We start from the raw sequence: 10,876 nt of genomic DNA on the forward strand, positions 1-10,876 counted from the left end.
ACTTAAGTTGGGCTTCTAATTTATATTCTTCTTCACTTTTCGTTATTAGTTTCTCTTTTGACGGTTGCGCAAGAACGTAGGAATATCTAACGTATCTTCTTGATGTGAAGTTTGTTGCTCTCTTCTTGGTGCTTCTTGTTGGTAAGAAGGTGCTTCCTCACGTCTAGATTCACGAGTTGGAACATGTTGTGGTTGTTGAGGAGCTTGAGCTTGTTGAGCACGCCCTGCACCAAATCCACCGCTTCTTGTTGTACGATGAGTAATTTGTTCTTCGTTAAATCCAGTAGCAATTACTGTTACGATAATTTCATCTTTCAAATTATCATTGATTACAGAACCGAAAATCATATTAACATCTTCATCAGACGCAGATGCAACGATATCAGCCGCTTCTTGAACTTCAAATAAGCTTAAGTTTGAACCGCCAGTGATGTTCATTAAAACACCCTTAGCTCCGTCAATTGATGTTTCAAGAAGAGGACTTGAAATGGCCTTCTTCGCAGCTTCAGCAGCACGGTTTTCACCAGAAGAAATACCGATACCCATAAGAGCAGAACCTTTGTTTGACATAATAGTTTTAACGTCAGCAAAGTCCAAGTTAATTAAACCAGGTACGGCAATCAAATCCGAAATACCTTGTACACCTTGACGAAGAACGTTATCCGCTTCACGGAATGCTTCCAACATCGGTGTGTTTTTATCAACAATTTCAAGTAATCGGTCATTAGGAATAACGATTAATGTATCAACCGCTTCCTTCATCGATCCGATACCGCCAATTGCCTGAGTAGAACGCTTACGACCTTCAAATGTGAATGGACGAGTTACAACACCTACTGTCAAAGCACCAATTTCACGTGCAATTTGTGCAATTACAGGTGCAGCACCTGTTCCAGTTCCGCCACCCATACCAGCAGTAACGAAAACCATATCAGCACCACGTAAAGCTTCTTCGATTTGTTCTTTGCTTTCTTCAGCAGCTTTTTTACCTACTTCAGGGTTCGCTCCTGCACCAAGTCCACGCGTCAATTTCGCGCCGATTTGTAACTTCACTTCTGCTTTTGATAAATTCAATGCTTGTGCATCTGTATTGACTGCAATAAATTCTACACCTTTAACTCCGTGTTCAATCATACGGTTTACAGCGTTATTTCCGCCACCACCGACACCAATGACTTTGATGACGGCAAGTTGGTCTACACTTGTATCAAACTCCAACATCGCATTTCCTCCTTCAATTACAAATAGTCTCTAAGTTTATTATTCGAAAAATTTATCGAGGAATTTGCGAGCTTTCCCCATCACGCCTTCTTTGTCTTCTTCTTTTGTCTGTGTTTGCTGTTTTTGTTTTTTGGGAGCTGGTGAATGTTGTTCAGGTTTTTTTGGTTGCCCTAACGCACTGTTTCCACCGAATCGGTTAAAGAATTGATCTTCCATATAAGCGTAGCGTATTAACCCGACTGCTGTAGCGTAACCCGGTTCACGTACTCCGATATACTCAGGTGTATAAAGTCTGACGCGAGTTTGCAAAATATGGCGAGCCAATTGGGAAAGCCCTTCTAATTTTGCAACCCCACCCGTAATGACCACTCCACCAGGTAAATCTTGAAGACCCATACGATAGAATTCTTCTAAGACTAATTCAAATAACTCTTCTAAACGAACGCCAATAATCTCAGATATGTATCTTTGACTATATTGTTCTTTCATTTCTGCACCAATCACAGGAACTTCAAACAATTCATCGTCAGATGCATCATCATAAAAGGCATGTCCATATTGATGTTTAATTTTTTCCGCTTGTTCAGTTGGTGTTTTCAAAACAATAGATAAATCTTTAGTTAAATGATCCCCACCGACCGGCAATACGGATGTGTGTGTTAAATGACCATCTTGGAAGACAGCAATCGTAGTTGAACCGCCACCAATATCAATGAATGCGGTTCCATGATTTTTTTCATCTTCTGATAATGCAAAATAGCCAGAAGCGAGTGGTTGCAAATATATTTCACGGATTTGAAGACCCGCACGCTCCACACAACGTAAAACATTATGTAAAATCGTTTTTGATGTCGTCATCATTGTTCCATCCATTTCTAGACGGATACCAATCATGCCGCGAGGATCTTTAATTTCATCCAGATGATCCACAATAAATTGTTTGGGTACTAAATTGACTAATTCTCTTTCAGGCGGAATCGACATCACTTGGGCCGAGTCTATCACGCGATCTAAATCATCATCGGTAATTTCACGATTCTCACTATTAACTGCCACCACGCCTTTAACTTGATGCAACATGGCTTGATTTGCAGGAATTCCTAACACGACTTCGTTTATAGACATTCCGATCATTCGTTCAGCTTGGTCGATTGCTTTTTTAATGGACTGCACGGTCGCATCAATATCGACAATTGCACCTTTTCTAATTCCGTTTGATTTTACATTCCCAACGCCAATAACGTTTAGGGAACCGTTCGTCATCTCTCCGATAAGGACCTTAATTGATGAAGAACCAATATCGAGAGAAACATATAATTCTGTCTGATTCAATCCGTGGCACCTCCTTCAACAACTCTTTACTCATCATTCTATTGCATTCTATCAAGCTTGTCTAAGTAAAATCGTCAAAAGTTGTAAATTTTCCTTCTATTCGACTGTTTTTTAGTCAATAGTCCCTTTTCTTTCCGTCCATCTTGTCAATAATATCCGTCGAATCACTGCTATATTTTGGAATAGTCTTACTCCGAAAGCGAAAATAGCTGCCAAATACAAGTCAACGCCTAAATGTACGCCAAGAAAAGCTAGTCCCGCAGCTAGCGCAATATTGAAGAAAAATCCAGATACGAACACTTTGTCATCATATACATGTTGAAGTTGTGCTCGAATACCTCCAAATAATGTATCAAGCGCTGCTAAAACTGCTATTGATAAATAGTTTTCATACACCGAAGGGATTTGAATATCAGTTAGTAATCCGAGAGATATACCCAAGATTAATCCTAGTAATGGTAGCCACATATGTTAGTCCCCTTTCGATGTATTTTTCAAGTAGTCATTTTCAATGGGCTGATCATAAGCTGGAATACTTATTTGCTCTTTTGGTTCGCCTATCTTTAAAGTCAGATTATCGATAAAGAAGTCGTCCGCAATCATAGAAGATTGTAGATGGTTGTATAGCTTTTCAGCATCTTCCATGGTCTCCGTTCCAATTCTAATTTTAAATGGCGGAGTTCTGACATTTAAACTATTAACTGTCGTCTGCCCATTAATATCCCTGATTGGTGAGGAATGAATAATGCGTTTCCCATCGATTGAAACAGCATGCCCGTTAAAACGGTTAATTTCATTAAGCAAGCGAGCGAGTAAATCTGGTGAGATACCCGTTACATTGTCACCAAGTGCAATTCCTTCCAAAGAAGGTTCAATTACCAGTTCCAATCCAGGTCCTGTCACTACGGTCAAACCCGCTTTTGCTCTTAACGTTTCAAGCGTTTCGTTCAATGCTTGCGCAGGGCTCTCGGACTGCAAATTTTCATACTTTGTGATGGTTTCATTAACATCTCTAATTTCTGACAAAAGCTCTGAATGCAGTTGTTTTTCTGCCGACAGCTCTTGCCTGATTTCCCAAATATCACGCGTATCCCGTGATTCTGGTTTTTGTACCGTATTGTATTGTACCGCAACCATAAAACCTACAATTAATAAGATAAACGTGAAGCGGACATAAACACCTTGTTTCATTGAACCGCTCCTTCCTTTCATGTAAAGAGGTTGTCCATGCTTGCTTGTCCATGCCATTCTAAAAGTAGCGGTGGTGTGCTAGAGTGGCGCTTTCCGCTTTCCGCTTTTCTAGGTCTAGCTCCAAACGCCAGCCCACTCCTAAGCTTCAGACCCTCATGCGAAAGCAAGCTTTCGAATCGGGTCTTCCAGCGCCGGAGTCAGGCTAGAATGGCGCTTTCCGCTTTTCTAGGTCTAACTCCAAACGCCAGCCCGCTCCTAAGCTTCAGACCCTCATGCGAAAGTAAGCCTTCGAATCGGGTCTTCCAGCGCCGGAGTCAGGCTAGAGTGGCGCTTTCCGCTTTTCTTATAACGCTGGCATTTGTATTTTTGATTTTTCTTCGATTGTTACCACAATATTATCATTAAGCAATTGATCTAGCACACCACCAGTGAGTTTCAATGATGGCATTAATACAGTTGGATCACCTATTGCCTCAATAACGAATGGAGCAGGGAACTGTTTTCCATCAATCGTTATGACCGGACCGTTGCATTTTATGTACGAATTGGCTTGCAATCTTTGTCCATTGATAGCTATTGCTTGTGCTCCAGATATTTTCAGTTCATTCAGCACCTGGAATACATGACTTTCGTGAACAATATAGTCATTTGGATTGACTGAAGCTGGATCGTACTCGGCATCTTCAAGTTGAACTATTACTCCTTCACCTGTGGAAGGAAGAATTCCTAGAAGTAATCGTAAATCTTCCGCTTCATCTATCAGACTCTCGTACTGCTCTTCACTTCCTGACAGTGATTTTTCAATCTCGCGAACTTGTTGTTGTCTCGCCACTAATTCTGTTTCCAACTCTTTATTTCGTTCTTTTTGCTGAATAAGGTCTTCCCTGTAGCGTTCCTCATGTTCAAAATACTTGCTGCTGGTAGGATCTCCGCTCATCTTTTTACTGCTCGATAGACTATAGGAATAGGCTAAAATAAAGCCTAGCACTAGGCACACTAAAGAAAAAATAATACGTTTGTTCACAACCGAACGATTAGGCTTATTCTGGAGTTTTTTCAACTTCCTCCTCCTCCTTTGGCTGTGGATTATACATATCTACATATGTCTGGAAGAAGGATCCCACTTCTATGTCAATGACACCTTTTTCAGATTCACCGATTTGTGCAATGATTGATGGATAATAATTCATTTTTTCAGCAAATGACGGAATTACGGCCCTAACTTCAAATCCGTCATTCATAAATAATCGAATGCGGTAAGGGTCTGCCTTAGATGGAACAGATTCTATCTGTGAAATCATGGACAAAACTTCACCGTTTAATTTGGCAAGTTCCTTCACCATACGAGTCAATGCTTTTGGATTATCAAACGCACTTAATACAGGTGCATCGACCGGCGCCATGTTTTCAGAGGTATGATACACAGTTCCATTTTCAAGTACCAAATCAAAGCCATCTTCTGTTTGTACATAGGCTGCTTTTTTCCACTCTTTTAATTCAATTGTTACCGCCGTTAAACCGCTTCGCTTAACTGTGACATCTTGAATCCATTCATTTTTTTGTAAAATTTCTTCGGCATTACTTGTCCGGATTTCCCACATGGATTGTCCTTTTTGAATACCACTTCGATCAATATATTCGTCACTTGTCGCTAAATTAGACCCTTTTACGACAATGGTTTGAACGTGACTATACGGAGATTGAAAATAGAGGAGACCAAGTAAAGTTAATAGGAAAAAGACGAGCAATAACGTGAACTTGCGATTTGTTCTCTTTTTTCTGCGCTCTCTCAGCGTTGGTATACGGTCTTCAATGTCGATAATTTTATCCACGTTATTCACTCCTTCCTATCTATCAGTCTTTTGAAAATCGTAGAATTAGCCCGACAATGAGCCAGGTTGAAAGTAAAGATGAGCCACCGTAACTAATAAATGGTAATGTTACACCTGTTACTGGGAATAAGCCAATGACCACCCCAATATTTAAAAATATTTGGAAACCAATCATCGATTGAATTCCTGCAATCGCATAAAAACCTACTTTGGTTGGCGCCAATACGGCTAGTCTATATCCTGTGTACAAGAACAGGCAGAACAACCCAATTAACAAGAAAGCACCGATAAAGCCCATTTCCTCCACAATGATCGAGAAAATGAAATCATTTTGTGGTTCGGGCAAATAAAGGAACTTCTGTCGACTTTGGCCGAAGCCGTGACCAAACAATCCCGATGGTCCGATCGCCATTAAAGATTGGGTACCTTGAAAACCGCTATTCAATGCATCTTCCCATGGATCGAGGAAGGCATATATACGCTTTAATCTGTAAGGTGCAGAAATGATCAAGCCAACGAGAGCCAATACGCCAATGGACCCAATACCAACGAAGAAGCGCACCGGAAACCCCGCGATGAACAACAGGGAAAATCCACCCACAATTAACAGAAAAGCTGAACCAAAATCCGGCTGGACCAATATGATTCCAGCGGGAACCAAACAAATCAGTATGGGCTGAACATAGCGTCTTTTGAGTCCAGTAGACTTTTGTGCCAGCATGCAAGCTAGAAATCCAATGACTGAAATCTTGACGAATTCAGCAGGTTGCAAGCTGAAACCGGCGATTTGAATCCAGCTTTGGGATCCATTCCTTACAATCCCTAGACCGGGGATGTACACCGAAAAAAGCAGAAGAATGGATAAAATATAAGCAATCTTCCAGAATTTTCGATTGCTCAGGAACGTCATTTTCGACATAACAAGTGCACATAACATCCCCAAGGTGCCGAACATTGCCTGTTTCCAGAAGAATGGCAAACTGTCTTGGTAATGCACTTTCCCCCAGTAAGAGCCGGCAGAGTAAACAAAAAAATAGCCAATGACAGTTAATAGTAAACTAGTAAACAGAAAAACATTTGTCGGTCTTTTCTGCAGTTTTGGCATCCCTTCGTCTGTTATTCTTATTAGTTGATTTGAAAGACTGCTTGGATGAAATCGTCTCCACGCAACTCAAAGTTTGCATATTGATCCCAACTCGCACATGCTGGTGAAAGCAGAATGACATCATGTGGTTTTGATAACTCAGTTGCGACATGAACGGCTTGTTGAATATTCTCGACTTTTTCCAAACCTTTAACTCCACATGATTCGGCAAATTCAATAAGACGCTCAGCCGTTTCTCCAAATGTCACGATAACTTTCACGTTCCCCATATACTCACGCATTTCCTCAAATGAATGGCCGCGATCTAATCCACCAGCAATTAATATGATAGGTTCCTTGAAGGCTGCGAGCGCACTCTTGGTTGCTAAAGTATTCGTTGCTTTCGAATCATTGAAGAACTTGCGTTGCTTCCATTCGCGTACGAATTGTGTGCGATGTTTTACTCCAGTAAAGGACGTCAAGACATGCTCAATTGTTTCTTTTGGACAAGACATTAAAATGGATGTAGCAACTGCAGCTAAAATGTTTTCTAGATTGTGTTCTCCAGGCAAAGCAATTGATTTTCTTTCAAGGAATGGTTCGCCGAGCCAATAGATACGTTCAGCATCCGCACTGATTCCATCTTGACGACGTCCTTTAGTAGAAAACGGCAAAAGTTTTGCTTTAGTTTTGCTTGCATAATTAACCACTGCTGGTTGATCTGCATTGTAAATGAAAATATCTTCAGACGTTTGATTTTTGGTGACTGCAAATTTTGCATCGCCATATTCTTCGAAAGATCCGTGATAATCCAAATGGGCTTCATATAAATTAGTCAAAATCGAGATTTTCGGTTTGAATTGATCAACACCCATCAATTGGAATGATGATAATTCAGTTACGATGATTTGGTCCGCCTGTGCCTCTTGCGCAACTGAACAAGCTACCGTACCGATATTGCCGGCGATTAATGGCTTTTGACCACCTTGATTCAATATATGGAAAAGTAAGGTAGTAGTGGTTGTTTTACCATTCGAGCCTGTAATGCCGATAAACGGAGCCTCGCTTATTAAATAGGCAAGTTCAATTTCTGTCCAAACCGGTATTCCCCGGGAAATAGCGTCACTGACAATCGGGTTGTGATAAGGAATACCAGGATTTTTAATTACATATTCGAATCCTTCGTCCAGCAAATCCTCAGGATGTCTTCCGCAAATGACGGTAATTCCTTTACTCAATAAATTCTGTGCATCTTGACTTTCCTCAAATGGTTTCGCGTCATTGACGGTAACAAAAGCACCTAATTTGTGGAGCAGCTCCGCAGCTGCGACGCCGCTTTTTGCAAGTCCCAGTACCAATACTTTTTTTGATGTAAATTGTGTAATGCTTTTCATTTATAATACCTCCATCATAACGACAATAAAGGCTGCAAGGAATGCCGTTGACCAAAAGACGACGACAACTTTCCATTCAGACCAGCCGGATAATTCAAAATGGTGATGAAGAGGACTCATTTTAAATATTCGTTTTCCAGTCGTTTTAAAACTGATGACTTGTAAAATTACGGACAGCGTTTCTGCAACGAATATGATCCCAACAAGCAGCAACAAAAGCTCTTGCTTAACTAAAATCGAAACCATCGCCAGAGCTCCACCCAGTGCGAGCGAACCAGTATCCCCCATAAATAATTTAGCAGGATTTGCATTGAAAATTAAGAAACCAAGAAGTGCGCCTGTTACGGCAAACGCGAAAATCGCAATATCTTGTTGATTGTAATACATGGCCAATACGCCAAATGTTGTAAAAGCAATGGAGGCTGTTCCTGAAACTAAGCCGTCCAGACCATCTGWCAAATTGACTGCATTCGAGAATCCTACCAGCCAAAACACCATGAATAATACATAGGCAAAGCCAAGATCAACTGACCAGTCCGTGAACGGTATACCTACTGTAGTTTCAAATGGACCTTGCTTTAACAAGAAGAAAGAGGCTACGGCAATAACGATTTGCCCAATCAATTTTTGTAAGGATGTTAATCCTAAATTTCTTTTTAATACAACTTTAATAAAGTCATCCAAAAAGCCAATGACGCCAAAACCGACAAACACGATGACTAAAACAATCGTTTGTGTGGTTAACATTTCCAAATAAAAAGCAACGCCTAGAGTCGTGAGGACAATGGAAACAATAAAAACAAGCCCTCCCATCGTAGGGGTGCCGGCTTTTTTCATATGGGATTGAGGACCTTCCTCACGGATACTTTGACCAAACTTCATTCGCTTTAATGCCGGAATGAAAAGTGGAGTTAACAGTATCGTAAGGACAAAGCCAATCCCTACAATCATAAGTGTTGTTGCGAGTGTCATATGTATTCTCCTTCAAATAAACGATGGTTGTCGTTATTACTATTATTCACCTAAGTATAAATGAACCGTACCGTCTACAGACAGTAAACTGTCTGCTTTTGGAAGCTGGGAGATGATTTTATTTCCCGTCCCGTGCCATTCAATTCTGAAAGGCTCTTCCATTTTAATCACTTTATTTTTCTCGAGACCTACTAGTTCAGGTACTCGCAATTGCATTGCATCTCCCCAACGATACTCTTTTTCAAGTTGATCTTTGGCAGAATTCTTGAATCCAATAAAAGGGGCACTATCTTCAATGATTTGTCCTACAATCGGTGCAGCAATAACTCCACCGAACTGCAACACGTGTTTTGGATTATCTATGGCGATATATACCACGATTTCAGGGTCGTTAGCCGGTGCAAAGCCAATAAACGAAACAATGTATTGCCCTTCTACATAGCGACCGTTAACAGCCTTTTGAGCAGTCCCTGTTTTCCCTCCAATGCGCATCGTATCGCGGAATGCATTTCGGCCTGAGCCGTTCGCCACAACTGATTCCAATGCTTCACGAACTTGTTTGGATGTTTCTTCAGAAATAACCTGTCTTACTTTCGTTGGTTTGTTTTCCTTTATCACTTCGTTCGTTTGTTCATTGTAAATTCGATTTACAACATAGGGTTGAAACAAAGTACCGCCATTGACAGCAGCTGATACTGCCTGAACTTGTTGAATGGGTGTTGTTGAAATTCCTTGGCCGAACGATGTAGTCGCATGTTCGACAGGTCCATAACTTCCTTTAGAAAACAGAATTCCTGAGGATTCACCAGCAATGGATGATCCTGTTTTTTGCCCAAAACCAAAATCACGTATGTATTGCGACAGCTTGTCACGTCCAACACGTTGACCTAGTTCAATAAAGCCTGGGTTACAAGAGTTTTCAACCACTTCCAAAAAAGTCTGATGCTTATGACCTTCCCTTTTCCAGCATCGCAACCTTGCGCCTTCGACAATCGCATACCCCGGATCATAAAAAGCTTCTTTTTTTAAATCCACTTTCCCTTCTTCAAGAGCAGCTGCAAGCGTGATTATTTTGAAAGTTGAACCAGGTTCAAATGTCATCGACACCGGCAAGTTCTGATTATAAACGCTAGGACTCACTTTGTCATATTGTAAAGGATGGAAAGTCGGGAACGAAGCTAATCCCAGAATCGCTCCTGTTTTTGGATTCATGGCAATTCCCATCGCCTGATCAGCATCATATTTCTTCATTGCCTGGGATAATTCTCTTTCTATCACTTCTTGGACATCTAAATCAATCGTCAAATCGATCGTCGAACCATCCTTTCCTTTCCCCCATTCGTCATTTACATGGGGCAAGGAAGTGCCTTTTGCATCTGTAAATAATCTGAGCGTTGATTCTGTCGATGTCAAAAATTCATTGTATTGATATTCAATACCGGCTAGACCTTCATGAWCGTATCCAGTGAACCCCAATAACCGAGACAATATTTCATCATGGGGATAATCTCGAACATAGTCAACCCCTGTATATAAACCAGGAATTTTTAAGGATTGGATTTCAATCGCTTTACCGAGCTCTATATTCTTTCCTGCAGGCGCCAATTTTATTAGGAATGTTTTTTTACTCATCTGCTCAACCAGTTTATTTTCGTCAATATTAAGAGCTTTGCTTAGTTTTGCAGCAGCACTCTCAACATCTTCATTTTGAGCAGGCATAAAATACAGCGTCGGTGAGAGCTTGCTTCCTACAATTAATTCACCATCACGATCGCGAATGTTGCCTCTTGTCTGTGAAAATGGAATTTCACGATCCCAATTCTCTTCTGCTTTCTCAGTAAGCCATTCAT

The 10,876-nt window shown here is 40.8% G+C and carries 10 protein-coding genes; all 10 read right to left on the bottom strand.

Annotated elements, in window-relative coordinates:
• Positions 1-45: 45 nt before the first annotated feature.
• The gene (ftsZ, locus tag AC1DSB_RS07940) at positions 46-1,221 is read right to left on the bottom strand and encodes a cell division protein FtsZ (protein WP_016427765.1); all 1,176 of its coding nucleotides are present in this window, start codon (positions 1,219-1,221) and stop codon (positions 46-48) included.
• A gap of 39 nt (positions 1,222-1,260) precedes the next feature.
• Positions 1,261-2,553 (bottom strand): cell division protein FtsA, encoded by a 1,293-nt coding sequence (gene ftsA, locus AC1DSB_RS07945; protein WP_016427766.1) that lies wholly within the window; start codon positions 2,551-2,553, stop codon positions 1,261-1,263.
• A gap of 111 nt (positions 2,554-2,664) precedes the next feature.
• Positions 2,665-3,021 carry a small basic family protein gene (locus AC1DSB_RS07950; protein ID WP_016427767.1) on the bottom strand — a complete coding sequence of 119 codons (357 nt, stop codon included), beginning with the start codon at positions 3,019-3,021 and terminating at the stop codon, positions 2,665-2,667.
• Between the two features lie 3 nt (positions 3,022-3,024).
• Positions 3,025-3,744, bottom strand: coding sequence for a DUF881 domain-containing protein (locus tag AC1DSB_RS07955; RefSeq protein WP_342541839.1), 720 nt, complete (start codon positions 3,742-3,744; stop codon positions 3,025-3,027).
• Between the two features lie 343 nt (positions 3,745-4,087).
• Positions 4,088-4,804, bottom strand: a complete 717-nt coding sequence (locus tag AC1DSB_RS07960) for a DUF881 domain-containing protein (protein ID WP_477531325.1) — start codon at positions 4,802-4,804, stop codon at positions 4,088-4,090.
• Positions 4,785-5,576 carry a cell division protein FtsQ/DivIB gene (locus tag AC1DSB_RS07965; protein ID WP_477531324.1) on the bottom strand — a complete coding sequence of 264 codons (792 nt, stop codon included), beginning with the start codon at positions 5,574-5,576 and terminating at the stop codon, positions 4,785-4,787. Before AC1DSB_RS07965 ends, AC1DSB_RS07960 begins: the two co-directional genes overlap by 20 nt.
• Before the next feature lie 22 nt (positions 5,577-5,598).
• Complete coding sequence (gene ftsW, locus AC1DSB_RS07970; RefSeq protein ID WP_016427771.1) at positions 5,599-6,681, bottom strand: putative lipid II flippase FtsW; 1,083 nt, start codon at positions 6,679-6,681, stop codon at positions 5,599-5,601.
• A gap of 20 nt (positions 6,682-6,701) precedes the next feature.
• A complete protein-coding gene (murD, locus tag AC1DSB_RS07975; RefSeq protein ID WP_477531323.1) occupies positions 6,702-8,054 on the bottom strand; it encodes a UDP-N-acetylmuramoyl-L-alanine--D-glutamate ligase in 1,353 nt (450 codons plus the stop codon).
• Positions 8,055-9,026: a phospho-N-acetylmuramoyl-pentapeptide-transferase gene (gene mraY, locus AC1DSB_RS07980; RefSeq protein WP_477586355.1), complete on the bottom strand. Its 972-nt coding sequence runs from the start codon at positions 9,024-9,026 to the stop codon at positions 8,055-8,057. It abuts the gene before it with no gap.
• Positions 9,027-9,068: 42 nt separating this feature from the next.
• Positions 9,069-10,876: penicillin-binding transpeptidase domain-containing protein (locus AC1DSB_RS07985; protein ID WP_477586357.1), on the bottom strand; the 1,808-nt coding region annotated here is incomplete at its 5' end.

The sequence above is a fragment of the Paenisporosarcina sp. P4_E4_2 genome, assembly GCF_056401595.1.